The 22,706-nt window shown below is 68.0% G+C and carries 23 protein-coding genes and 1 tRNA gene; 14 read left to right on the top strand and 10 right to left on the bottom strand.

What is annotated here, in order from left to right:
- Window positions 1-83 precede the first annotated feature (83 nt).
- The gene (locus tag KOF26_RS02750) at window positions 84-293 is read right to left on the bottom strand and encodes a hypothetical protein (protein WP_216319548.1); all 210 of its coding nucleotides are present in this window, start codon (window positions 291-293) and stop codon (window positions 84-86) included.
- Window positions 294-431: 138 nt separating this feature from the next.
- On the opposite strand from KOF26_RS02750, the gene msrB reads away from it, so the two are divergent.
- From msrB to KOF26_RS02725, 5 genes are read left to right on the top strand one after another with little or no spacing between them, the layout of a single operon-like run.
- On the top strand, window positions 432-881 hold the full coding sequence (gene msrB, locus KOF26_RS02745) for a peptide-methionine (R)-S-oxide reductase MsrB (protein ID WP_216319545.1): 450 nt from the start codon (window positions 432-434) through the stop codon (window positions 879-881).
- Window positions 878-1,381, top strand: coding sequence for a peptide-methionine (S)-S-oxide reductase MsrA (gene msrA / locus KOF26_RS02740; RefSeq protein ID WP_216319543.1), 504 nt, complete (start codon window positions 878-880; stop codon window positions 1,379-1,381). Before msrB ends, msrA begins: the two co-directional genes overlap by 4 nt.
- Window positions 1,378-1,863 (top strand): YaiI/YqxD family protein, encoded by a 486-nt coding sequence (locus KOF26_RS02735; RefSeq protein ID WP_216319540.1) that lies wholly within the window; start codon window positions 1,378-1,380, stop codon window positions 1,861-1,863. The genes msrA and KOF26_RS02735 overlap by 4 nt, the downstream gene beginning before the upstream one ends.
- A complete protein-coding gene (locus tag KOF26_RS02730; RefSeq protein ID WP_216319537.1) occupies window positions 1,860-2,156 on the top strand; it encodes a putative quinol monooxygenase in 297 nt (98 codons plus the stop codon). Before KOF26_RS02735 ends, KOF26_RS02730 begins: the two co-directional genes overlap by 4 nt.
- Before the next feature lie 16 nt (window positions 2,157-2,172).
- Window positions 2,173-3,276, top strand: a complete 1,104-nt coding sequence (locus tag KOF26_RS02725) for an NADH:flavin oxidoreductase/NADH oxidase (RefSeq protein ID WP_216319533.1) — start codon at window positions 2,173-2,175, stop codon at window positions 3,274-3,276.
- Between the two features lie 18 nt (window positions 3,277-3,294).
- Here KOF26_RS02725 and KOF26_RS02720 read toward each other — a convergent pair whose 3' ends face one another.
- Window positions 3,295-3,735, bottom strand: a complete 441-nt coding sequence (locus KOF26_RS02720) for a YidH family protein (RefSeq protein WP_216319530.1) — start codon at window positions 3,733-3,735, stop codon at window positions 3,295-3,297.
- 62 nt (window positions 3,736-3,797) lie between these two features.
- Here KOF26_RS02720 and KOF26_RS02715 point away from each other — a divergent pair, with 62 nt between their 5' ends.
- Entirely contained in the window at window positions 3,798-5,570 is a 1,773-nt protein-coding gene (locus tag KOF26_RS02715; RefSeq protein ID WP_216319527.1) for an SLC13 family permease, read from the top strand.
- Here KOF26_RS02715 and KOF26_RS02710 read toward each other — a convergent pair.
- Together KOF26_RS02710 and KOF26_RS02705 are read right to left on the bottom strand one after the other, a co-directional pair.
- Entirely contained in the window at window positions 5,567-7,609 is a 2,043-nt protein-coding gene (locus tag KOF26_RS02710) for a TonB-dependent receptor (RefSeq protein WP_216319524.1), read from the bottom strand. The two genes, KOF26_RS02715 and KOF26_RS02710, sit on opposite strands and share 4 nt — an antisense overlap.
- A gap of 75 nt (window positions 7,610-7,684) precedes the next feature.
- Complete coding sequence (locus KOF26_RS02705) at window positions 7,685-8,500, bottom strand: exonuclease domain-containing protein (RefSeq protein WP_216319969.1); 816 nt, start codon at window positions 8,498-8,500, stop codon at window positions 7,685-7,687.
- Between the two features lie 163 nt (window positions 8,501-8,663).
- Here KOF26_RS02705 and KOF26_RS02700 point away from each other — a divergent pair, with 163 nt between their 5' ends.
- Window positions 8,664-10,283, top strand: a complete 1,620-nt coding sequence (locus KOF26_RS02700; RefSeq protein WP_216319521.1) for an FAD-dependent oxidoreductase — start codon at window positions 8,664-8,666, stop codon at window positions 10,281-10,283.
- 121 nt (window positions 10,284-10,404) lie between these two features.
- Here the strand turns inward: KOF26_RS02700 and KOF26_RS02695 are convergent, their stop codons facing one another.
- Window positions 10,405-10,830 carry a VOC family protein gene (locus KOF26_RS02695; protein ID WP_216319518.1) on the bottom strand — a complete coding sequence of 142 codons (426 nt, stop codon included), beginning with the start codon at window positions 10,828-10,830 and terminating at the stop codon, window positions 10,405-10,407.
- 149 nt (window positions 10,831-10,979) lie between these two features.
- On the opposite strand from KOF26_RS02695, the gene katG reads away from it, so the two are divergent.
- The 4 genes from katG to KOF26_RS02675 all read left to right on the top strand — a co-directional run bounded on the left by katG (window position 10,980) and on the right by KOF26_RS02675 (window position 15,236).
- Window positions 10,980-13,220 (top strand): catalase/peroxidase HPI, encoded by a 2,241-nt coding sequence (gene katG / locus KOF26_RS02690; protein ID WP_216319516.1) that lies wholly within the window; start codon window positions 10,980-10,982, stop codon window positions 13,218-13,220.
- Between the two features lie 60 nt (window positions 13,221-13,280).
- Window positions 13,281-13,568 carry a hypothetical protein gene (locus tag KOF26_RS02685; RefSeq protein ID WP_216319513.1) on the top strand — a complete coding sequence of 96 codons (288 nt, stop codon included), beginning with the start codon at window positions 13,281-13,283 and terminating at the stop codon, window positions 13,566-13,568.
- A gap of 220 nt (window positions 13,569-13,788) precedes the next feature.
- Window positions 13,789-14,832 carry a rod shape-determining protein gene (locus KOF26_RS02680; protein ID WP_216319510.1) on the top strand — a complete coding sequence of 348 codons (1,044 nt, stop codon included), beginning with the start codon at window positions 13,789-13,791 and terminating at the stop codon, window positions 14,830-14,832.
- Between the two features lie 47 nt (window positions 14,833-14,879).
- On the top strand, window positions 14,880-15,236 hold the full coding sequence (locus KOF26_RS02675; RefSeq protein ID WP_216319506.1) for a hypothetical protein: 357 nt from the start codon (window positions 14,880-14,882) through the stop codon (window positions 15,234-15,236).
- On the opposite strand, the gene xth is transcribed toward KOF26_RS02675, so the two are convergent.
- Window positions 15,199-16,029: an exodeoxyribonuclease III gene (xth, locus tag KOF26_RS02670; protein WP_216319502.1), complete on the bottom strand. Its 831-nt coding sequence runs from the start codon at window positions 16,027-16,029 to the stop codon at window positions 15,199-15,201. The genes KOF26_RS02675 and xth overlap by 38 nt on opposite strands.
- Window positions 16,030-16,389: 360 nt before the next feature.
- Here xth and KOF26_RS02665 point away from each other — a divergent pair, with 360 nt between their 5' ends.
- The 3 genes from KOF26_RS02665 (at window position 16,390) to KOF26_RS02655 (ending at window position 19,147) form a co-directional block, all read left to right on the top strand.
- Window positions 16,390-16,968 (top strand): FxDxF family PEP-CTERM protein, encoded by a 579-nt coding sequence (locus tag KOF26_RS02665; RefSeq protein ID WP_216319498.1) that lies wholly within the window; start codon window positions 16,390-16,392, stop codon window positions 16,966-16,968.
- A 473-nt stretch (window positions 16,969-17,441) separates the two neighbouring features.
- Window positions 17,442-18,323 (top strand): YihY/virulence factor BrkB family protein, encoded by an 882-nt coding sequence (locus KOF26_RS02660; RefSeq protein ID WP_253200966.1) that lies wholly within the window; start codon window positions 17,442-17,444, stop codon window positions 18,321-18,323.
- A gap of 176 nt (window positions 18,324-18,499) precedes the next feature.
- The gene (locus KOF26_RS02655; protein WP_216319486.1) at window positions 18,500-19,147 is read left to right on the top strand and encodes a DUF2490 domain-containing protein; all 648 of its coding nucleotides are present in this window, start codon (window positions 18,500-18,502) and stop codon (window positions 19,145-19,147) included.
- 151 nt (window positions 19,148-19,298) lie between these two features.
- On the opposite strand, the gene KOF26_RS02650 is transcribed toward KOF26_RS02655, so the two are convergent.
- From KOF26_RS02650 to dapB, 4 genes are all read right to left on the bottom strand, one after another.
- The gene (locus KOF26_RS02650; protein WP_216319484.1) at window positions 19,299-20,615 is read right to left on the bottom strand and encodes a chloride channel protein; all 1,317 of its coding nucleotides are present in this window, start codon (window positions 20,613-20,615) and stop codon (window positions 19,299-19,301) included.
- 404 nt (window positions 20,616-21,019) lie between these two features.
- Window positions 21,020-21,096: transfer RNA gene (locus KOF26_RS02645), tRNA-Arg, on the bottom strand.
- Window positions 21,097-21,149: 53 nt separating this feature from the next.
- Complete coding sequence (gene nth / locus KOF26_RS02640) at window positions 21,150-21,824, bottom strand: endonuclease III (RefSeq protein ID WP_216319481.1); 675 nt, start codon at window positions 21,822-21,824, stop codon at window positions 21,150-21,152.
- The gene (gene dapB / locus KOF26_RS02635) at window positions 21,821-22,576 is read right to left on the bottom strand and encodes a 4-hydroxy-tetrahydrodipicolinate reductase (protein WP_216319478.1); all 756 of its coding nucleotides are present in this window, start codon (window positions 22,574-22,576) and stop codon (window positions 21,821-21,823) included. The genes nth and dapB overlap by 4 nt, the downstream gene beginning before the upstream one ends.
- Window positions 22,577-22,706 lie beyond the last annotated feature (130 nt).

Below are 22,706 nucleotides of genomic sequence, written 5' to 3'. Positions count from 1 at the left end.
ATCTGATTTTGACCCGTAATGGGTTGTTTGTGCCAGATACTGTAACGTCGGTCTTAAGCGGCGCTGGGCCGCGCGGCGCCTGCCTAGCGTTTCGCGCCGCGCAGCGTGTTGAGCACCGCCACCGCCGCGACCCCGAGGAAGGCGGCGCTGGTCCACGGGCGGGCCTTGGCGAAGCTCTTGGCCTTTTCGGTGAGCGGCGCGTCGCCGGAGAAATGGGTGCGGAAGGCGTCGGTAAGCCCGGTCTTGTCGTTCGAGGTCGGGATCTGGACCTTCGGCTCGGTGGTGTCGGCCATGACTATGTGCCTCCGGTTGGGATGAATGGAGCAAACGCCATCCGACAACGCGCGGCCGCCGCTTAGGATGCCGCCGACCCATTCCAGCCGGGCGCAGCCGCACTATATCTGTCACCGACACCGACAGGAGGATGGCACATGCCGACCTATCACAAGGACGAGGACGCGATCGCGCGGCTGACGCCGGAGCAGTTTCGCGTCACCCAGCAGAACGCCACCGAATATCCGGGCACGGGCGCGCTTCTGAACAACAAGGCCCCGGGCATCTACGTCGACATCGTCTCGGGCGAGCCGCTGTTCGCGTCGTCGGACAAATATGAGTCCGGCTGCGGCTGGCCGAGCTTCACCAAGCCGATCGAGCCTGCCAATGTCGCCGAGCTCAGCGACAATTCGCATGGCATGGTCCGTACCGAGGTGCGCTCGAAATATGGCGACAGCCATCTCGGCCATGTCTTTCCGGATGGGCCGCGCGACCGCGGTGGCCTGCGCTATTGCATCAATTCTGCCTCGCTCCGCTTCGTGCCGCGCGAGGAGATGGAGGCGCAGGGCTATGGCGCCTATCTGGACCAGGTGGAGAATGTGGCATGACGACCGAACGCGCAGTGCTGGCGGGTGGCTGTTTCTGGGGGATGCAGGATCTGATCCGCAAGCGGCCCGGCGTGGTTTCGACGCGGGTCGGCTATAGCGGCGGCGACGTGCCCAACGCCACCTATCGCAATCACGGCAGCCACGCCGAGGCGATCGAGATCGTGTTCGATCCGGCGGTGGTGAGCTATCGCGAGCTGCTCGAATTCTTCTTCCAGATCCACGATCCGACGACGCTGAACCGGCAGGGCGGCGATATCGGCGCCAGCTACCGCTCGGCGATCTATTACGAGAACGACGCCCAGCGCGCCGTCGCCGAGGACACCATCGCCGATGTCGAGGCGTCCGGGCTGTGGCCGGGCAAGGTCGTCACCAGCGTGGAGCCGGTCGGCGACTTCTGGGGGGCCGAGGTCGAGCACCAGGATTATCTGGAGAAGCATCCCGGCGGCTACACCTGTCACTTCGCCCGCCCGGGCTGGCGACTGCCGAAACGCGCCGCGTGACGGGACGGGGACGGCGCATCCTCGTCGACGCCGATGCTTGCCCGGTGAAGGAGGAGATTTACCGCGTCGCCTATCGGCTCGAGGTGCCGGTCGTGGTGGTCAGCAACGCGCATCTGCGCGTGCCGCAGCATGCGCTGATCGAGCGCGTGGTGGTCAGCGACGGCTTCGATGCCGCCGACGACTGGATCGCCGAGCATGTCGATCCGGCGGCGGTGGTCGTCACCGCCGACATTCTGCTCGCCGACCGTTGCCTGAAGGCGGGGGCGGGGGCGGTGGTGGCGCCGAACGGCAAGCCCTTCACCGGCAGCTCGATCGGCAATGCCGTGGCGGTGCGCGCGATCATGAGCGACCTGCGCGCCGGCGGTGACCGCATCGGCGGCCCGCCGCCATTCGGCAAGGAAGACCGGTCCCGCTTCCTGTCCGCGCTCGACGCGGCACTGGTGCGGATCGGACGGCAGACAGGCGAAGGAATGAGAGCATGACAAGCCCCGTGAAGATCGTGGCGGTGCTCACCGCCCGCCCCGGCAAGGCGGAGGCGCTGGAGGCGCTGCTCGCCGGGATGCTCGGCCCGTCGCGCGCCGAGCCGGGCAATCTGCGCTATGACCTGTGGCGGGATCAGGCGGACCCGTCGCGCCTCGTGCTCGACGAGCTTTACGTCGACAATGACGCGATCGCCGCCCATCGCTCCACGCCGCATTTCGCGAATTACCTCGCCCATATCAACGACCTCGCCGAACGCACCGCCCTCGTGCTCGATGCCGCTGCGATCGCCTGACGCCAAGGATCCGATCATGTCCCAGCCGGCCCTGTTCGAGCCGCTCATCATCGACACGCTGTCACTCCGCAATCGCATCGTCATCGCGCCGATGTGCCAATATTCGGCGGTCGACGGGGCGATGACCGACTGGCACCTGATCCATCTCGGCCAGCTCGCCCTGTCCGGGGCGGGGTTGTTGACGATCGAGGCGACGGCGGTGCTGCCCGAGGGCCGGATCAGCCATGCCGATGTCGGCCTGTGGGACGATGCCACCGAGGCGGCGATCGCCCGCACGCTGGACAGCGTGCGCCGCTGGTCGGACATGCCGGTGGCGATCCAGCTCTCCCATGCCGGCCGCAAGGCGTCGACCGAGGTGCCGTGGAAGGGCGGGGCGCAGCTGCCGCCGGACGACGCCAATGGCTGGCAGACGGTGGCGCCGTCTTCTCTCGCCTTCGCGGACGGGCAGAATGCGCCGCTCGCCCTGGATCGGGAGGGCATGACCCGCATCCGAGATGCCTTTGTTGACGCGACGAGGCGCGCCGCCCGGATCGGGCTGGACGGGGTGCAGATCCACGCCGCCCATGGCTATCTGCTCCATCAGTTCCTGTCGCCGCTGTCCAACCGGCGCGAGGACGATTATGGCGGCAGCCTGGAGAAGCGGATGCGCTATCCGCTCGAGCTGTTCGACGCTGTTCGCTCAGCCTTTCCGGCGGAGCGGCCGGTGACGGTGCGCGTCTCGGCGACCGACTGGGTGGAAGGCGGCTGGACGATCGACGAGACGATCGCCTTCGCCAAGGCGCTGGAGGCGCGCGGCTGCGCGGCTGTCCATGTGTCGAGCGGCGGGCTCGATCCGCGCCAGGATATTCCGGTCGGGCCCGGTTATCAGGTTCCGCTGGCACGGGCGATCAAGCAGGCGATCGGCATCCCGGTGGTCGCGGTCGGGCTGATCACGGACTATGATCAGGCCGAGGCGATCGTCGCCGATGGCGATGCCGATCTCGTCGCGCTGGCCCGCGGCATTCTCTACGACCCGCGCTGGCCGTGGCATGCCGCCGCCCATCTCGGCGCGAGCGTGGTAGCGCCGCCGCAATATCTGCGTTCCCAGCCGGCCCAGTTCCGCAATCTGTTCGGCCGCTAAACCCTCGGGGTTCAGGCCCTAGCGCGGCAGCCAGATGCCGACCAAGGCGGCGATGGCGACGAGCACGAGGAAGCCGTTGACGACGATCAGCAGCGCGGAGGGCAGGCGGCGGGTGTCCGGTCGGGGCGGGGCAACCGCCGTCATCTGCCGCCACACCGCCGCCACGAAGCAGAAGCCGCTGAACAGGATCAGCACGCTGCCGGTGGCGCCGATCAGCCAATCGGACACCAGCTTGTCGAGCAGCGCCCGCGCCCCGATCCCCGAGGCCAGCGCGGCCAACCCCGTCCGCACCCACGCCGCATAGGTCCGCTCGCCGGCCAGCACGGTGCGATCCGCGGCGAGTTCGGTGCGGCGGTCGGCGCTGTCGGTCTGCTGTTCGGCGCTATGTTCGAGGCGGTCGGCGCTATGCGCCAACTCCGCCTGGGCATGGGCGGCCTTTGCTGCGGGCTCCGTCGACATGCCCCCCGAACGCGCGAACGCGCAGAATGTGACCAAAATCGCGTTCGGGCGTTGGCATCGGCATGACCACCCCGCAATGGCTCTCCATCGTCACGCTGTTCGGGATGATGGCGCTCTTCATCTGGGGGCGGTTCCGCTATGACGTCACCGCGATCATCGCCCTGCTGGCGGCGCTGGCGCTCGGCATCGTCAAGCCGAAGGATGCGTTTTCGGGTTTCTCGGACGACATCGTGATCATCGTCGCCTCGGCGCTGGTGATGTCGGCGGCGATGCAGCGGTCGGGGCTGATCGAGCAGGCGCTGGGGCTGATCGGACGGCGGGTGCGGCGGGTGCGGTCGCAACTGCTGGTGCTGACGGCGGCGGTCGGCGTGTCCTCCGCGTTCGTCAAGAATGTCGGCGCGCTGGCGATGCTGATGCCGGCGGCGTTCCAGATGGCGAAGAAGAACAACGCCAGCCCGTCCGTGTTCCTGATGCCGATGTCGTTCGCGTCGCTGCTCGGCGGGCTGATGACGCTGGTCGGCACCTCCCCCAACATCATCGTCAGCCGCGTGCGCGAGGAGATGACCGGCAAGCCGTTCGGCATGTTCGATTATCTGCCGACGGGGCTCGGCCTGCTGGTGGCGGGGCTGATATTCCTGCGCTTCGGCTATCGCCTGCTCCCGCGCGAGCGGCGGGCCACGGCGACGCTCGGCGATGCCCTCGACATCTCCGATTATGTCACCGAGGCGACGATCCCCGACAGCTCGCCGGCGATCGGCGAGCGGGTGCGCGATTTCCTCGATCGCCACGAGCGGGTCGTCGGCCTGACCGGGCTGATCCGCGCCGAGATGCGCACCGTGCCGTCCGCCAACCTGCTCCTCCACGGGGGCGACACGCTGATCCTGGTCGGCGAGCCCGACGCCTTGGAGCGGGTCATCGCCGGCGACGGGCTGATGCTGGAAGGCGAGCAGCGCGAGCCGCCCAAGGGGCGCGAGGGCGACGAGACCGGCGTGCTTGAAGCGGTGATCGGGGCCGGCTCGGTGCTGGTCGGCCAGACGGCGGGGCGGATGCGGTTGCAGGAACGCTATGGCGTCAACCTGATCGCGGTGGCCCGCGCGGGCGAGCGGCTGACCAGCCAGCTCGGCCAGATCAAGCTCGAATCCGGCGATGTCATCGTGTTTCAGGGGCCGCTGGGGCTGCTGCCGGATCGGCTGCGCGATCTTGGCGTGCTGCCGCTCGCCGAACGATCGCTGCGACTGGGCGGCGCGGGTCGGAGCTGGCTGCCACTGGTCGTACTGACGCTGGCGATGACGGCGACGGCGACCGGGATGGTGCCGGTGGCGGTGGCCTTCTTCGCTGCGGCGGGCATCGTCATGGCGAGCGGCGCGCTGCCGCTGCGCGACGCCTATGAGGCGGTGGAATGGCCGATCCTGATCATGCTCGGCGCGCTGATCCCGGTGAGCGATTCGCTGCGTACCACCGGCGCGTCCGATGTGCTGGCGACGGGCCTTGCCCATGTCGCCGCGACGCTGCCGCCGTGGGGCGCGGTGGCGCTGATCCTCGTCGTGGCGATGGCGGTGACGCCGTTCCTCAACAATGCCGCGACGGTGCTGGTGATGGCGCCGATCGCCGCGGTGTTCGCCAAGGACCTCGGCTATCGCCCCGACGCTTTCCTGATCGCGACGGCGATCGGCGCCGGGTGCGATTTCCTGACCCCGATCGGCCACCAGTGCAACACGCTGGTGTTCGGGCCGGGCGGCTATCGCTTCGGCGATTACGCCCGGCTGGGGGCGCCGCTGTCGCTGCTGGTGCTGCTCCTCGGCACGCCGCTGATCCTGTGGGTGTGGCCGATCTAGAGCGCGTAGCGGAGCGACACGCGCAGCTGGCGCGGCTCGACGGGATGGATATGGCGATCAGCAACGCCCTCGTCAGGCTCGCCGCGCAGGCGGGAGGCGTAGAGATAGCTGATGTCCGCATCGCGCGCGTCGAACAGGTTGAGCAGGTCCGCGCCGATCTTCAGGCGTCCGCGCCTGTAATAGGCGCCGAGATTGACGAGCGCGGTCGGGCGGGAGCGGGCGCTGTCGTCCTCGATCAGCGGCGCCGCGCCGAAATGGCGAAGGCGCAGCGAAGCGCTGAGGCCGTGGCCGAGTTCCGCGGTCGCGCCGCCGGCGACGACGTTCGACACCGAATTGGGGATGCGGTCCTCACCCGGGGCGACACCGCGGAACCGGGCATGGGTGAGCGCGGCCGAGGCGTCGAGGGTCAACCAGTCTCGCGGGCGCCAGAACAGGGTCGCCTCGGCGCCATAGCGGCTGGTGGCGTCGTTGGGCTCGGTGGTGCCGCCATCGCCGACAAAGACCAGCTCGGAGCCGAGGGTGAGGTGATAGCCGACCAGCGAGGCGGTGAGCCGTGGAAATTCGAGCCGCGCGCCGAGTTCCGCGCCGCGCGCCTTGACCAGCACGTCGACCCGCTCGGCGGGTTCGCCGCTGGCCGGATCGATACGGATGCTGGCGCCGCGCACGTCGTTCGAATGGAAGCTCTCGCCATAATTGGCGTAAAGTTCGAAATGGCGCCCCGCGCGCCAGGCGATGGCAGCCTTCGGGCTGAGCATCGCGTCCGTGCCCTTGCCGGAATTGGCCGGAAGCGTGCGCGCGTCGACGTCATAGCCGTAGACATCGCCGCGCAGGCCGAGCGTCAGCCGGAGGGTGTCGGTGATCGAGGCGGTGGCCTCGGCGTAAAGGGCACCGCTATACTCGTCGACCTTATCCTCGCGGACGGTGTCGCTCATCCGCCCGGCGATGGAGCGATAGAGGCCGATCTTCCCGATATGATCCCAGCGCGCGTCGCTGCCGAGCGTGATCGTCACCGGCAGTCCGGCAAGCGTCATCGCGACGTCGTGGCGGGCCGATCCGCCGAACACGCCGCGCCGGTCGCGCTGCTGGAACTCGTCGCCATTGACCGGATCGTCGAGGAAATAGGTGAAATCCGAGGTTAGCAGGAAGCGATAGTAGGTGGCATAGAGGTGGAGGGTGGTGGCACCGAGGGTGGCGTTGCCGACCAGCCCCAGCCGTGTCGTGCGCCCGCCGAGATCGGGGTCGATGTTGCCGAAGCGGCTGATCAGACCGCTGTCGATGGCGCGCTCTGGCACCTGATCGGTTGCGTTCCAGCTGGCATGATAGCCGGTGAGGCCGAGGCTCCAGCCATGGTCGGCGGTGCCCTGGCTGAGCTTGACGAGGCCGTTCACCTTCCGGAGATCCTCGTCCAGCACCCAGGGGCCGTTCGACAGCGTGCCGTCGAGCGCGAGCAGGAGGTCGCCGGAGCCGACCCGGCCGCTGCCGGCCGCGAGCGCGCGATAATAGCCGAAGCTGCCGGCGGTCGCCTGGACGATCGGGCGGACGAGCCGGTCAGCGGTGCGGAAGCCGACCGTGCCGGCGGCGGAAAAATCGCCGGTGTCCGCGAAATAGGGGCCCTTGCGATAGTCGATCCGCTCGACCAGCTCCGGGATGAGGAAATTGAGGTCGAGATAGCCCTGGCCGTGGCCGTGGGTACGCATGTTGATCGGCACCCCGTCGACGAAGCCGGCAAAGTCGGTGCCATGATCGAGGTTGAAGCCGCGCAGGAAATATTGATTGGCCTTGCCGGTGCCGGAATGCTGGGTGGCGATCATCCCCGGCACATTCTCGACAAGCTCGCCGACGCGGCCGAGCGGCTTGTCCTCGAAATCGCGATAGCCGACCGTCCCTTGCGAGCCCGAGACGGCCGACCCGATCTGCGCCAGCGCCCGCCCATAGACGAGGATATCGGCGGTTTCCGCCTCGTCCGCAGCCCATGCCGTGCCGGCTGCGGCGAACAGCCCCGCCGCGACGAAAAGCCGTCGCGCGATGTGCGCTTCCATCTATGCATTCCCCCAGATCGACTCGTTACGAGTTCTTTCTCGGGAGGCTTCATAACGGCATCTGTCGCCGGCAATCTAGGCGCGGGCGCGCAGATCGTCCTCGGCGATAATCTCGATCGCCATTCCCTCGCGGCGCAGCGCCTCGGCGCGGCGATAGGCGGGGCTGGCATGGACGAAGCGGCCGAAGGGCTGGTCGTTGCTGATCACGAGCATCGTCGTGGTGGTGCCGACCGAGGCCACCACCCGCCCGCCGGCGTCGGCGAGGAACCGGGCCAGCTCGCCATGGCGCGGCGCGCCGAGAATGGCGATGCGCTGCCCCTTGAGCGGCCCTGCCGCCGCCGGCCTGGGCGAGGCGCCGGAGCGCGATGGCGGCGGCGCCAGCCAGCCCTTGAGGTCGATGCCGGTGTGATCAATGGCGCGCACGACGACCATGCCGGCGGCGCGCGCATCGCTCAGCGCGTCGTGATGCTTGTGGCGCACGCCTAGGAAACGGCTCAGGGCGTTGAGCCGGTGGCTGGGAAGATCGGGCCAGGCGCGTCTGGCGACGCGCACGCTGTCCAGCCAGGTGGTGTCGATAGCGGCCCGGTCATGGACCCGACAGGCTGCGGCGAGCGCGCCCTTGTCGAAGAAGGAATGGGCGACGGTGATCCGCCCCGCCAGATGCCCGTCCACCGCCGCGTGGATGTCGGCAAAGGTCGGCTTGCCGAGGACATGGTCGCAGCTGATGCCGTGGATGCGCATGTTGAACGCGGAGAACTCGTCGCACGGGTCGACCAGCGTCTCATATTCGAAGGCCACCACGCCGTCGCGGAAGCCGACAATGCCGATCTGGCAGATGCTGCTGATCCGCGCGCACGCGGTTTCCACGTCGATCACCACGAAATCGGGCATGACGGAATCGGGAATCGGGACGGCGGCCAGGCTCACCGGCGGAACATATCATGTCCGCGCGCGGAGGCCAGCCCGGCAATGCCAGGCGGCATCTTGCCGACGGGGGGCGCCGCACGCCAATAAGAGGTCCGGCCATGCGACGCCGGAAGCCGGGGAGAGAGCGATGGAGACGATCGGGCGCGATCTGAGCGAGATGCAGCGTGTGCCGCTGGCGCCGGCCCATGTCGCGGCGCTGAGGGCGGAGGGCACGATCGTCGATTATCCGGCCGGCACCGTCATCGTTCACCCCGGCCAGCTCGTCGATCGCTTCGTCTATGTCGAGGATGGCGAGATCGAGGTGATGAATCCCTTCACCGGCGAGCGCCATCTGCCCTGGTCGCTGGGGCCGACGCAGTTCATGGGCGAAATCTCGTTCCTCTACGGCGGTAGCTGGACGATGCCGATGCGCGCCGCCCGGGATACGCGCGTCATCGAGGTGCCGCGCCCGGCGATGCTGCGGCTGATGTCCGAAATCCCGGAAATGTCGGACATCATCATCACCGTGCTGGCGGCGCGGCGACGGCGCCAGCTCGACACGCGCGACAGCGTGCTGGTGCTGATCGGGGAGGAGGCGGATCGTGCCGTGCGCGGCATCGCCGAGTTCGCCGGTCGCAATCGCCTGCCCTACAGCTCCTACGCGATGGGCAGCGTCGAGGCGGAGCGGGTGGCGACGAGCTGCGCCATTGCGGCGGATCGGCCGGCGGTGATTTTCGGGCGCGACACCGTCGTCGACGATCCGACACCGGAGAAGGTGGCCCGCCTGCTCGGCATCGCGCGCGACCTCGACGAGGATGAGCCGTTCGACGTGCTGATCGTCGGCGGCGGCCCGGCCGGGGTCGCGGCCGGGGTCTATGCCGGCGCCGAAGGGCTGAGCGCGCTCGTCGTCGAGGACACAGCGCTCGGCGGGCAAGCGGGCACGTCCAGCCGGATCGAGAATTACATGGGCTTTCCGACGGGCATCTCCGGCGCGGACCTGGTGTGGCGGGGGGAGGTGCAGGCGATGAAGTTCGGGACGCGCTTCGTCATGCCTCGGCGGGTGATCAAGCTTGAGGAGCTGGAGGACCGGCAGTTCTGCGCGACCTTCGACAATGGCCAGCGCGTCCGCGCCGGCGCGGTGGTGGTGGCGACGGGCGTCCAGTACCGCCGCCTCCCGATCGATCGGCTGAGCGAGTTCGAGGGGGCCGGCGTCTACTATGCGGCGACGGAGAACGAGGCGCGCTATTGCAACAACGCCGACACGATCGTCATCGGCGGCGGCAATTCGGCGGGGCAGGCGGCGATGTTCCTGTCCCGATCGTCCAGCCATGTCCGCCTGATGGTACGCGGCAGGACGCTGGCCTCGTCCATGTCCAACTATCTGTCGAGCCGGCTGGAGGCCGAACCGCGGATCAGCATCGAATATGGCAGCGAGGTCGCAGCGCTGCACGGCGACGAAAAGCTCCATGAAGTGACGGTGCGCACCGTCGCCGATGGCGCCGAGCGGGTGGTGCCGGCGTGCGCGGTGTTCGTGATGGTCGGCGCGGCGCCCAACACCGACTGGCTGTCGGGGATGGTGGCGCTCGATTCGAAGGGCTTCGTGCTCACCGGCGAGGCGGTTGGGGCGAACTCGCCCTATGCCACGTCGCATCCCGGCATCTTCGCGGTCGGCGATGTGCGCTCCGGCTCGGTCAAGCGGGTGGCGTCCTCGGTCGGTGAGGGGTCGGTGGTGATCTCCCGGGTGTGGGATCATGTCCGGGCAGTGTGAAATCCACGGGCGTTAACCACGAACGTCGCTTGCCCTGTCCAACCGTGCCGTTATGATACAGAAGCTCATTGGCGTTCCCAGTGGTGGGCGGGGTCTGAACAGCGAATTGCTGACCAGTTGTTCAGACACCGTTCCCGCCGGAACGCTGCGAATCGAGTGCGAGGTCGGTGCCGAACGCCAGTTCGAGCATGATGCCGTTCGGATCGCGCAGGACGATCTGCGTGAGCCCGCTGACCAGTGTCTCGCTGCGGCGATAGGCGATGCCGAGCCGCTGCAAGCGCGCCTCCATCTCGTCGGGATCGCGGCCGTCGAAGGCGACGTGATCGATTCGTCCGCGCGCGCCGACATCCGGCACGGCCTCGTCCGCGGCGGGCATGTTGACGTGGATCAGCGCGCGCCCCGCATCATCGTAGAGCCAGGCGTTACGGGACTGGTCCGCCATGGTCCGCGCGGGCCCGCGTCGCATCGCCAGCACCGATTCGTAGAAAGCGAGCGTCTCCTCGAGGATCGGGGTGCGAATGTTGATGTGGCCGATGCGCAGGATCATGCCGCCATTCTGGCATCAGCCGGCGGGCGGGGCCAGATGCCGATGGTGCTGATCGATTTCCTGATCGCCACTGACGAGCTTTAGTCATTTTCGCACGCGCCGCGTCCGGCCTAGCCTCCCCCGGGTCAACGACATGGGAGAGATGGGCGATGGACGCAAAGACAGGCGAAATGGGTTGCCCCGCGGGCAAGCCGACGACGGTGCGCTCCCTGCTCGGCCGCACCAATCGCGACTGGTGGCCGGAGGCGCTGCCGCTGGATATTCTCAATCAGGGCGGCCTCTCCGCCGACCCGATGGGCGATGATTTCGACTATGCCGCCGCGTTCCAGGCGCTCGACTACCAGGCGCTCAAGGCCGACATCAAGGCGCTGATGACCGACAGCCAGCCCTGGTGGCCGGCGGATTACGGCAATTATGGCGGCCTGTTCATCCGCATGGCGTGGCATGCCGCCGGCACCTATCGCACCGCCGACGGGCGCGGCGGCGCCAATAGCGGGCAGCAGCGCTTCGCGCCGCTCAACAGCTGGCCGGACAATGGCAATCTCGACAAGGCGCGGCGCCTCTTGTGGCCGATCAAGCGGAAATACGGCAAGAATATCAGCTGGGCGGACCTCTTCATCCTCACCGGCAACGTCGCCATCGAGTCGATGGGCGGCCCGGTGTTCGGCTTTGGCGGCGGCCGCCGCGACGTGTTCGAGCCGGAGCGCGACATCTATTGGGGCTCGGAGGAGCAGTTCGTCGGCCACCCCGACAACAAGACCCGCATCCTGCCGGAGGAGGAGCTGGAGCTGGAGAACCCGCTGGCGGCAATCCAGATGGGCCTGATCTACGTCAACCCCGAGGGGCCGGGCGGCGTGCCCGATCCGTTGCAGTCGGCGCGCGACATCAAGGTCACCTTCGAGCGCATGGCGATGAACCATGAGGAGACGGTGGCGCTGACCGCGGGCGGCCACACTTTCGGCAAGGCGCACGGCGCCGGCGACCCGAGCCTCGTCGATGCCGCGCCCGAGGCGGCCGACATCGCGTTGCAGGGCCTCGGCTGGGCGAGCGCGCATGAGAGCGGCTTCGGCGAGCATACCATCACCAGCGGCATCGAGGGGGCGTGGGTCAACACGCCGACCGAATGGTCCGAAAATTATTTCCGGCTGCTGCTCGACTATGAATATGAGCTGGTGCGCAGCCCCGCCGGCGCCAAGCAATGGCAGCCGATCGACCAGAAGCCGGAGGACATGGCGCCTGCCGCCCATGATCCGTCGAGGCGCGTGCCGACGATGATGACCACGGCGGACATGGCGCTGAAGGTCGATCCCGAGTTCCGCGCTATCTCCGAACGGTTTCGCCGGGATCACGAGGCTTTCAAGGACGCGTTCGCGCGCGCCTGGTTCAAGCTCACACACCGCGACATGGGGCCGAAGGTCCGCTATCTGGGGCCGGAAGTGCCGGCGGAAGACCTGATCTGGCAGGATCCGGTGCCCGCGGGCAGGGCTGCCGCGGACGGCGATGTCGCCGCGTTCCGTCAGGCGATCCTGGGCGCGGGCTTCACGGTCGGCCAGCTCGTCAAGACGGCATGGGCCTCGGCATCGACCTATCGCCGCACCGATCATCGGGGCGGCGCCAACGGCGCGCGCCTCCGGCTCGCCCCGCAGAAGGACTGGGCCGTCAACGAACCGGCCGAGCTGGCGACGATCCTCGCCAGGATCGAGGAACTGCGCGGCAACCTGTCGATGGCCGACGCGATCGTGCTGGCCGGCACGGCGGCGGTGGAGAAAGCGGCGCGGGACGCCGGCTTCGACATCGCGGTGCCGTTCACCGGCGGCCGCGGCGATGCCACGCAGGACTGGACCGACGCCGAGAGCTTCTCGGTGATGGAGCCCGTCGCCGACGGCTTCCGCAACTATCTGAAAACGCGGCATTCGGTGAAGACGGAGGCGCTGTTGCTCGATCGCGCCTCGCTGCTCGGCCTGTCGGTTCCGGAAATGACGGTGCTGGTCGGCGGCCTGCGGGTGCTCGGCGCCAATCACAAGGATGCACCGGAGGGCGTGTTCACCACCCGCAAGGGGCAGCTGACCAACGACTTCTTCGTCAATCTGCTCGACAACGACACGTTCTGGAAGGTGATCGACGAGAGCGCCGACGAGGAGTTTATCGGCTATGATCGCGGCGGCCGGCAGGAGAAGTGGCGGGCGACACGCACCGACCTGATTTTCGGCGCCAACAGCCAGCTGCGCGCCGTCGCCGAGGTCTATGCCGAGAAGGGCAATGAGGAGAAGTTCGTCCGCGACTTCGTGAGCGCCTGGACCAAGGTGATGAACGCCGACCGCTTCGATCTGCCGCAGAAGCCGGACAGCGTGGAACCGATCGGCATCGCCGAGCCGGCGGGGGCCCGATAAACGGAAGGGCGGGCGGCGGCCGGCTTCCTCCGGCCGCCGTCCCGCTTGTCGGAGGCTCCGATGCATCGCCGCGACGTGGAAGCGCTCGACCCCTGCAAGGCCCATTGGGCGGTGGCGGTGGAGGCGCCGGACCGGGACTGGGTGGCCGCGCCCGGTTGCCGGTCCCATGCCCGCTTCCTCGTCGATGGCGAGACCAAGGCGCCTTCACGCGAGAGCTTCGCGCTGTTCGAGAGCCGGGCCCAATGCCTCGCCTGGATCATGGCCAACCGGCGCGAGCTGAGCGAGCATATGCCGGGCGCCACCATCCATCCGGTGTCGCTGGCGAGCTGGCTGCTCGGGCTCGCCTGATCGTCCCGGGGCCTGCGCGGTCCTTGGGGTAAGAGCGCCAGGGCCGGGGTGGATCAGGCTGAATTGCGACCGGCCGCAGGATAGATCCGATAGTCCGGACGGCGGTTGCTTGACGTTCCTGCGGTTTGCCGACACCGTCCAGGCTCCCGAAACGGGCAGTCTAGGGCGGCGCGTCTCGTCGTGCGCATGGTTGTTTAATTTGCGTGAGGCCAAATCCGGCATGCGTTTTTCCCGCTTTTTCGGTTTTGCCTCACATGACATGGCAATCGATCTCGGCACGGTAAACACCGTCGTCTATGTCCGGGATAAGGGCATAGTGCTCAACGAGCCCTCCGTAGTGGCGATGGAGACGGTCGACGGGGTCGCCCGCGTTCGCGCCATCGGCAGCGACGCCAAGTTGATGATGGGCAAGACGCCCGGCAATGTTGAAACCATCCGCCCGCTGCGCGGCGGCGTGATCGCCGACATCGATATTGCCGAGCAGATGATCAAGCATTTCATCGACAAGGCGCATGGCGGGGCAGGCCGGATGCCGCGCCGGCCGGCCATCGCGATCTGCGTGCCGTCCGGCTCGACCCCGGTCGAGCGGCGCGCCATCCGCCGCGCCGCGAGCAACGCGGGCGCCGCCAAGGTCTGGCTGCTCGAGGAGCCGATGGCGGCCGCGATCGGGGCGGGGATCAGGGTAACCGAGCCGATCGGGGCGATGGTCGTCGATATCGGCGGGGGTACCACCGAAGTGGCGGTGCTGTCGCTGCGCGGGCTGGCCTACAGCACCTCGGTGCGCGTCGGCGGCGACAAGCTTGACGAGGCGATCGCCTCCTATATCCGCCGCAAGCATAATCTGATGATCGGCGAGATGACCGCCGAGCGCATCAAGTTGACCATCGGCATCGCCCGCCTGCCGGAAGGCGGCAGCGGCGAGGTGATGCACGCCAAGGGGCGCGACCTCGTCAAGGGCGTGCCCAAGGAGATCGAGATCAGCCAGACCGAGATCGCCGAGGCCATTACCGAGCCGATCAACCAGATCGTCGAGACCGTGCTGAGCGCGCTCGAGCATACTGCGCCGGAGCTGGCCGCCGACATCGTCGACCAGGGCATCGTCATGACCGGCGGCGGCGCGCTGCTCGACTGCATCGACAAGGTGCTCGCGCAGGCGACCGGCCTGCCGGTGACGATCGCCGACAACGCGCTGATGTGTGTCGCGATCGGCGCCGGGCGGGCGCTGGAGGACGCGAGCTATGACGGCGTGCTGATCGCCGTCTAGGCACGCTCTGGGCATGGCCGCATCGTGCAGGCATAATGGCGTCCGTCATGCCGCGATTCCTCGCCGTCTACACCATTCAGCCGGAGGCGGTCGTCCGCTTCCGGGCGCTGCCCAGGGCAGAGCAGGACGCGATCGACGCAGCCGGGCTGAAGCAATGGGCCGAGTGGGAGGCGAGGCACGCCGCATCCCTGCCCGATCGGGGCGGCATGGTCGGCAAGACGTTGCGGGTGACGCAGGAGGGCGCAGCGCCGGGGGTCAACAGTTTCTGCGGCTATGTCATCGTCGAGGCGGAGACGATCGAGGCTGCGGCACGAATCTTCGAGGGGCATCCGCACTTCGCCACCTTTCCGGGCGACGGCGTCGACATCATGCCGTTTCTGACGGGTCCCGACCCTTCGGCCTGACCGTGCGCCGCCGCCGCGGCTCGTCGGCCAGCTCGACCCAGACCGGGGCGTGATCGCTGGTCTTCTCCCAGCCGCGGACATGGGCGTCGACCTGCGCGTCGACCAGCCGCCCCGCCAGGGCGGGGCTGAGCAGGAGGTGATCAATGCGCAGGCCCGCATTGCGACCATAGGCGTTCCGGAAATAATCCCAGAATGTGTAGATCGTCTCGCCGGGGTGGCGCGCGCGCAGCGCGTCCGTCCAGCCCTGTTCGAGGAGCCGGGCATAGGCGTCGCGGACCTCGGGCGCGAACAGCGCGTCGTCGAGCCAGCGTTCGGGCTTGTAGACGTCGAGATCGGTCGGCATCACATTGAAATCGCCGGCCAACATCACCGGCAGGCCGGAGCCCAGCAACTCGCCGGCATGGGCGATCAGCCGCTCGAACCAGCGTAGCTTGTAATCGAATTTCGGGCCGGGACGCGGGTTGCCATTCGGCAAATAGAGGCCGCCGACGATGATGCCGGCCACCGCCGCCTCGATATAGCGGCTATGGTCGTCCTGCGCGTCGCCGGGCAGGCCGCGGCGGGTTTCGTGGAGCGGGCCGGCGCGGCTCAGGATCGCTACCCCGTTCCAGCTTTTCTGGCCGTGCCAGATCGCGTCATAGCCGAGATCACGGATCGCCTGCTCCGGAAAGCGTTCCTGCGGGGCCTTCAGCTCCTGCAGGCAGACGATGTCCGGCGCTTCCTCCTCCAGCCAGCGCAGCAGCACCGGCAGCCGGCCGTTGACCCCGTTCACATTGTAGGTGGCGACCTTCATCGCTCCGAGACGCGGCGAGGTCGCGCAAGGTTCCGCACGCGCCCCGGCTTGGGCCGCAGAAATCTGCGTGAAAGAGGCTCGAGAACGGAGGATCGCCGGGCATGCCGCGAAAGTGTCGGAATATCTTACAAGCGGCCTCGACGCCTGCATTGCATGCCTCTGCGATTCAATGGTTTTCCGGTTTGGTACGGGACTTGCTTATTAGATAAGCGGGGTGGGTCGAAAACGACTCCTCCCGAAGAATCCGCGCTAATCACGAATGTGGCTGAGGAACGCCGGCCATGCGGAAGCTGATGAGCGTAAAGGTACCTTGTACTAAGGCTGCGAGTATCCGTAGTCGGTCAGCTAGGGAGAAGTAACATGATGACGAACCTCAAGAAATTCGCGGCGAGCGCCGCCGTTGTCGCCATCGCCCTGACGGGCGCGTCGGCGGCTCAGGCCACCACCTTCCCGATCGACTCCAACGGCGATGGCATGTCTTACGACGGCCCGGGCGATAACTTCTTCATCGTCACCGGCACGCCGGCGTCTGACTTCATCACGGCCACTTTCTTCCAGGGCTACGAGACGGCGACGTCGTTCAACGACACCTTCACCTTCCGCCTTCCGCAGGACGGCGTCGGTGGCGGCTCGATCTCCCTGGCGGTGCCGAGCGGTGCGACGATGACCCTCACGGACCTCGTCATCAACGGCGTGTCCTATGCCGCCCAGCTGGCGGCGCTCGGCGGCGACAAGCTGACCGTGTCGGGCATCCCGATCGAGGCGCTGGAGCTGAACACCATCCAGGTGATCGGCAGCGGCCGCGGCACCTATTCGGGCACCGTCGCCTTCCAGGCGTCGGCGGTTCCGGAGCCGGCCGTGTGGGCGATGATGCTGAGCGGCTTCGGCCTGGTTGGCTTCGCGATGCGTCGCCGCCGCGCCAACGTTCAGTTCGCCTGAACCAAACGAAGATGGGGGTGACATCGTCACCCCCATCGATCGGCCTAGCTGCGACCGCGCCGGAAGATATCGGGCCCTGCCTGTTATCTTCCGGCGCGGTTTGCTGTTGAGTGAAGTTCGCCGGGCGTCAAATCGCCAGCAGCCCCACCGCCATGCAGGCCGCGAAGGCCATCGCTCCGACGAGCAGGGGCGCCAATCGTCTCACCACCAACACGGTTCAATCCTCCCCGAGATCATCGGGCAGAAATCCATGGGCCCGCGACAGGTTTCTAATGCGCAGGCCCGTCATCGCGCCTTTATGCCAACCATCCCAAAGTGAGACAGGGCCGAAAGCATCGTGGCGGCCGGCCCCGGCGCCACGATCGCGCCCCCGCCGCGCGCCGGTACGGCTTTTAGGGCAGCCATGGCCAAAACCGGAACGTCGCCGCCCGTCAAGCGCTTAGCCGAGCCAGACGGCGCGAGGATCGTGGTCGATGATGGTGTTGACGAGGCCGGCCACCAGTCCGTGGCGCATGCCGTTGCGGGCGTGGCGCGAGGTGGTGGTCAGCACCTGGAACGAGGCGATGGAGGACAATATCGGCCTCGCCGCCGCGGGCGTGGCTTTCTACGTCTTCCTGGCGATCGTGCCGCTGCTCACCGCGATCGTGCTCACTTACGGCATCTTCGCCGAGCCGGCGACGGTGATCCGGCACATGCGCGCCTTGACCGAGGTGATGCCGGCGGCAGCGGCGCGGAGCGTTGGCGAGCAGCTGATGACGGTGGTGAAGGGATCGGACGGGCGCAAGGGCGCCGGCCTCATTGTCGCCATCGCCGTTGCGCTGTTCGGCGCCCGCAACGGCGCCGGCGCGCTCGTCTCCGCCCTCAATATCGCCTATGACGAGAAGGAGACGCGCAGCTTCCTGCGCATCAACCTCATCGCGCTGACCATCACCGTCGCCGGTGCCGTCGGCGCGATCCTCGCCGCCCTGTCCATTGCCGGGATGACCGCGATCGGCCAGCTCTTCCCGTCCGACAGCCGCGCCTTCGTCATCCTCGGCACGATCATCAGCTATGCCCTGCTGACCCTGGTCGGGGCGGGTGCGGCGGGCGCGCTCTATCGCTACGCGCCATGTCGCGCGCGCGCACGCTGGGTGTGGATCAGCCCCGGATCCATCCTGGCCGGCCTGTTGTGGCTGGGGCTGACCCTCGGTTTCGGGACCTATGTCTCGCACATCGCCCATTATGACGCGAGCTATGGCTCGCTGGGGGCGGCGATCGGTCTGCTGAGCTGGATGTACCTGTCCGGCTATGTGCTGCTGTTCGGCGCGGAGCTCAATTCGGAGCTCGACCAACGCGCCAATCGAGGCGCGGTGTAGAGGCGCCGCCAGTGCGGTCGCGGCGGGACACCGGCATCAGGCGCACGTTGCGATCAAGCCCGGCAAGCCACTTATTGGGCGAGAGATATTGCAGTCAAACTGACATAAACGTTAGGCGGCGCGACTTCGTACGGAGACCACCGATTCGCCCGACCATCAAATGGCTGTGCCTGCTTATGGCGCTGGCACCCTCCGTTCCCGCGCAAGCTGAGGACGACGGGCAGCTGTGGATCGGCGGCAATGCCGTCATGGCGCTGGGTAGAAGATGGCGATTTTCGAATGAGGCGATCGTCCGGTTCAGCGAGAATCGCCACGGCCTCTACGAGGCCGAGATGAACTCGCTGCTCGGTTACCGGGTTTCCGGCAAGGTTACCCTGTGGGCTGGCTATACCCATGACCCCAATTACGATGCGGGCCATTTTTCGGTGATGGAGCACCGCGGGCGCCAGCAGGTCACATTCGACAATGTCGTGAAGATCGGGCGCGGGCAGCTCAGCGCAAGGCTGCGCATGGAGGAACGCTGGCGCGAGGGAGCGAGCGGCACAGCTCTTCGTGTGCGACCCTTTGTAAGATATGCGTTGCCGTTCCGTGCGGGCGGGGCGACGGCACTGGTGCTGACCCACGAGAGCTTCATCGATCTCAACAGGACGAGCTTCCAGCGCGTCGAGGGCGAAGAGCGGATGCGCAACCTCATCGCCGTCGCGGCGCCGCTGGCCAGGAACGTCAACCTCGAGATCGGCTATCTTCACCAGCACGGCTTTCGGCCCGGCACCGACGACAGCAACGATCACGCGGCGTCCATTTCCTTGAGTTCGGTCTTCTAGCGAAGGCGCGAGCAACTCCAGTTGCCCGCATTCTCGGCTATCAGGCGAGCCGCTTGCGCTAAAGGGCGGGAAGTGCCGCGGGCCGCGTCAGGATTATGTGGAGTGATGACATCGTGGCCCCGGTGCCAACGCAATAACGACCGGCCCGAGGTCAAGCCGCTTCGCGCTCGCGCTGCGCGAAGCCGGCCGCCAGCCCATGATAAAGCCGCTCGCGGCAGACCAGGGCGGCGGCGCCCTCCGCGATCAGGGCGGAGGCCAGCAGGGGCAGCATCAGTCCGCGGCTGCCGGTCGTCTCCGACATGATGATCACCGCCGTCAGCGGCGCGCGCACCACGCCCGTGAAATAGGCGACCGTCCCGAGGAGGACGACCGCGCCGAGCGGCTCGGCGGGGAACAGCGCGTGGAGCAGGTTGCCGACGCCGGCACCGGTCGCCAGGCTGGGCGAGAAGATGCCGCCGGGAAGCCCCGCCGCGGCGGTGGCGAGCGTGCTCACGAACTTGGCCGCGCCGAACCAAAGCGGCGCGTGCCCGCCCTCGATGATCGCGCGCGCCGCTTCATAGCCCGTGCCCCAGGTCATGCCGGTCGCGACGCCGAGCCCGGCGACGAGCAGGCCACAGGCGGCGGCGAACAGCAGCGGATGGCCGCCCGAAACCCTTCGCGCGCCGCCACGGGCGAACCACAGCATCAGGTGCGAGAACAGGGCGCCCGCCAGACCGCCGACCACGCCTGCGACCGGCGCCACGATCAGCACGCCCAGCAGCGGCAGGGTCTGACCGACGATCCCGAAATAGACATAGTCCCCGGCAATGCCCTGCGCCGTCATACCGGCGACCAGCACGGCGGCCATGACCAGCAGGGTCATGCGCTGCTCATAGGCGGCAGCCAGTTCCTCGATGGCGAAGGCGACGCCGGCCAGCGGCGTGTTGAACGCGGCCGCGACGCCCGCGGCCGCGCCCGCGATCAGCACCGAGGCGTTCACCGGCACGCGCAGCAATCGATGCGAATAGGCCATGATCGTCGCGCCGAGCTGCACCGTCGGCCCCTCGCGCCCCACCGACCCGCCAACGCCGAGCGCGCCGATCGTCAGCACGGCCTTCAGGGCGGCGGTGCGGGGTGCGGCGAGGTCCGCCAGGGCGCGTTCCGGATCACGCTTCGCCGCGATGATCTGGGGAATGCCGGAGCCGCGCGCGGCAGGGGCCAGCCGGTTGGTCAGCCACAGGATCAGGGCATAGGCGGCCGGCGTCAGCAACAGCGGCAGCCACCAGAAGCGGGTCGACAGGGCCAGAAACCGGACGCTGGCGAGGTCGGCAAGCTTCGCAAAGGCGATCGCGGCGAGGCCCGTCAGGATCGCGCCGCCGATGATCGCGCTCCGCCGCCGCCAGACTGGCGCGGTCGGGCCATGGCGGCGAAGCACGATGCCAGCGGCGCGCACGACCCGGCGCTGATCGGACGAAGCAGATTCGGACATGGCCAACGCTTTAGGCTGTGGATGCCGGCCATGCACCCGGATTGGCGGCGTGCCTCACAATGCCCCGCGATCGCGCGCACTCGACGATCGCGGGCCCGCGCTCACGCTTGCGCGCGTCGACAGCGGCCGGGTTTTTCCGCATCCGCTGATGGGGCGACAGGGAAAGTGTTCGCGCGCGCTCGGGTAGCGCCACAGCGCCAGCGAAGGCGCCGCATGACGAACGCACCGACGCTGACCCGCGCCTCAACCGGCTCTACGACCATCGAAGCCAGCTTGGCGTCGCCATTCAGCGGCACCGCCCTGGTAGCGATAGGGCGCACAAGGAGTGGCGGCACTGCGGAGAGTTCTCGGCGCGCCACACGGGGATGACACCGGGATAGGAATGCGATGTCGCCGCTAAATACTGGCGCACCCGACAGGATTCGAACCTGTGGCCTCTGCCTTCGGAGGGCAGCGCTCTATCCAGCTGAGCTACGGGTGCCTGGGCGTCCGCCTAGCAGAGGCGAGCGGGCATCGCCAGAGCGATTTCCCGTGCTAGGCGCGCGTCGCGCCGCCGGCTGTCCGGTTTTCGGCGGGCGGCGGCGTCTTGGGCCGATAGGCGCACAGGTCGATCACCGGGCAGCGCCAGCATTCCGGCCGCCGCGCCTTGCACACATAGCGGCCGTGCAGGATCAGCCAGTGGTGAGCGTGCAGCCGATAGGCCTTGGGCACCACCTTCTCGAGCCCGTCCTCGACGGCGCGGACATCCTTGCCCGGGGCGAGGCCGGTGCGGTTGGAGACGCGGAAGATGTGGGTGTCCACCGCGATCGTCTCCTCCCCGAAGGCAACGTTCATCACCACGTTCGCGGTCTTGCGGCCGACGCCCGGCAGCCGTTCCAGCGCGGCGCGATCGGCCGGCACCTCGCCGCCATGATCGGCGATCAGCGCCTCGGACAGCGCAATGACGTTCTTCGCCTTCATGTTGAACAGGCCGATGGTCTTGATGTGCGCCTTGAGCCCGTCTTCGCCGAGCGCGACCATCTTCTGCGGTGTATCAACTTCGGCGAACAGGGCGCGCGTCGCCTTGTTGACGCCGGCGTCCGTCGCCTGGGCGGACAGCACCACCGCGACGAGCAGGGTGTAGGTGTTGACCGATTCCAGCTCCGTCTTCGGCTCGGGGTTCGCTTCGGCCAGACGGTGGAAGAATTCGATGACGTCGGCCTTCTTCACAGGCCGAGAACGTCGACCATCTGGTAACGGCCGGCGGGTCGATCCGCGAGCCACAGCGCCGCCTTCACCGCGCCGCGCGCGAAGATGCCGCGATTCTCGGCGCGGTGGCCAAGCTCGATCCGCTCGCCCTCGGCGGCGAAAATGATGTTGTGATCGCCCGCCACCGATCCGCCGCGCAGGCTGGCATAGCCGATCGTGCCCGGCTCGCGGGCATGGGGATGGAGGCTGATGCGGTCAAAGCGGCTCAGTTCCTGCAGCGTCGCGCCGCGCCCCTCGGCGGCGGCGGCGGCGAGCATCAGCGCGGTGCCGGACGGGGCATCCACCTTGTTGCGATGGTGCATTTCGAGGACCTCGATGTCCCAGTCGGACCCGAGCCGCCGCGCCGCCTCCTTCACGAGCGCGCGGAGCAGGTTCACGCCGAGCGAGGTGTTCGCCGATTGCAGCACCGGAATATCGGCGGCGGCAGCGTCGATCAGCGCGTGATGCCCGGGCTGGAGGCCGGTGGTGCCGATGACGATCGGCTTGCCCGCCGCGCGCGCGGCGTCAAGGCTGGCGGGAAGCGCGTCCGGCGTCGAGAAATCGATCAGCACATCCGATGCCGCGGCGAGCGCGGCCGGGCTGGCGTAATCGCCGTGCACGGCGCCTTCGCGGTCGATGCCGCCGGCGATGCTCGCGCCGGCCTCCGCCGCGGCGTTGGCGATCGCCCGCCCCATGCGCCCGCCGGCGCCGATGATCCCGATCCTGATCGTCATGCTACACCTTTCCCACAACGCCCCGAGCCATGGCAAAACCGGCCGGTCGCGACAACGCAGAAAGATTTGCGGGCGCTGCTGGCGGAAGCGGGGGGCTGCTCCTATCTGCGCGCCGCATTTCAGGGAGACG

Source organism: Sphingomonas quercus (genome assembly GCF_018863195.1).
In the GTDB taxonomy this organism is placed as follows: Bacteria; Pseudomonadota; Alphaproteobacteria; order Sphingomonadales; family Sphingomonadaceae; genus Solisphingomonas; species Solisphingomonas quercus.
The sequence above is the reverse complement of the archived record's forward strand: the minus strand, read 5'-3'. Positions and strand labels throughout refer to the sequence as shown.

Excerpts from the sequence above, each read along its gene's own strand:
- dapB (WP_216319478.1), bottom strand. The coding sequence starts at position 22,576 with ATGACGATCAGGATCGGGATCATCGGCGCCGGCGGGCGCATGGGGCGG.
- katG (WP_216319516.1), top strand. The coding sequence starts at position 10,980 with ATGGACGCAAAGACAGGCGAAATGGGTTGCCCCGCGGGCAAGCCGACG.
- KOF26_RS02705 (WP_216319969.1), bottom strand. The coding sequence starts at position 8,500 with ATGCCCGATTTCGTGGTGATCGACGTGGAAACCGCGTGCGCGCGGATC.
- msrA (WP_216319543.1), top strand. The coding sequence starts at position 878 with ATGACGACCGAACGCGCAGTGCTGGCGGGTGGCTGTTTCTGGGGGATG.
- KOF26_RS02660 (WP_253200966.1), top strand. The coding sequence starts at position 17,442 with ATGATGGTGTTGACGAGGCCGGCCACCAGTCCGTGGCGCATGCCGTTG.
- KOF26_RS02665 (WP_216319498.1), top strand. The coding sequence starts at position 16,390 with ATGATGACGAACCTCAAGAAATTCGCGGCGAGCGCCGCCGTTGTCGCC.
- KOF26_RS02715 (WP_216319527.1), top strand. The coding sequence starts at position 3,798 with ATGACCACCCCGCAATGGCTCTCCATCGTCACGCTGTTCGGGATGATG.
- KOF26_RS02750 (WP_216319548.1), bottom strand. The coding sequence starts at position 293 with ATGGCCGACACCACCGAGCCGAAGGTCCAGATCCCGACCTCGAACGAC.
- xth (WP_216319502.1), bottom strand. The coding sequence starts at position 16,029 with ATGAAGGTCGCCACCTACAATGTGAACGGGGTCAACGGCCGGCTGCCG.
- msrB (WP_216319545.1), top strand. The coding sequence starts at position 432 with ATGCCGACCTATCACAAGGACGAGGACGCGATCGCGCGGCTGACGCCG.
- KOF26_RS02730 (WP_216319537.1), top strand. The coding sequence starts at position 1,860 with ATGACAAGCCCCGTGAAGATCGTGGCGGTGCTCACCGCCCGCCCCGGC.
- KOF26_RS02695 (WP_216319518.1), bottom strand. The coding sequence starts at position 10,830 with ATGATCCTGCGCATCGGCCACATCAACATTCGCACCCCGATCCTCGAG.
- KOF26_RS02655 (WP_216319486.1), top strand. The coding sequence starts at position 18,500 with ATGGCGCTGGCACCCTCCGTTCCCGCGCAAGCTGAGGACGACGGGCAG.
- KOF26_RS02650 (WP_216319484.1), bottom strand. The coding sequence starts at position 20,615 with ATGTCCGAATCTGCTTCGTCCGATCAGCGCCGGGTCGTGCGCGCCGCT.
- KOF26_RS02710 (WP_216319524.1), bottom strand. The coding sequence starts at position 7,609 with ATGGAAGCGCACATCGCGCGACGGCTTTTCGTCGCGGCGGGGCTGTTC.
- KOF26_RS02675 (WP_216319506.1), top strand. The coding sequence starts at position 14,880 with ATGCCGCGATTCCTCGCCGTCTACACCATTCAGCCGGAGGCGGTCGTC.
- KOF26_RS02700 (WP_216319521.1), top strand. The coding sequence starts at position 8,664 with ATGGAGACGATCGGGCGCGATCTGAGCGAGATGCAGCGTGTGCCGCTG.
- KOF26_RS02680 (WP_216319510.1), top strand. The coding sequence starts at position 13,789 with ATGCGTTTTTCCCGCTTTTTCGGTTTTGCCTCACATGACATGGCAATC.
- KOF26_RS02725 (WP_216319533.1), top strand. The coding sequence starts at position 2,173 with ATGTCCCAGCCGGCCCTGTTCGAGCCGCTCATCATCGACACGCTGTCA.
- KOF26_RS02685 (WP_216319513.1), top strand. The coding sequence starts at position 13,281 with ATGCATCGCCGCGACGTGGAAGCGCTCGACCCCTGCAAGGCCCATTGG.
- KOF26_RS02720 (WP_216319530.1), bottom strand. The coding sequence starts at position 3,735 with ATGTCGACGGAGCCCGCAGCAAAGGCCGCCCATGCCCAGGCGGAGTTG.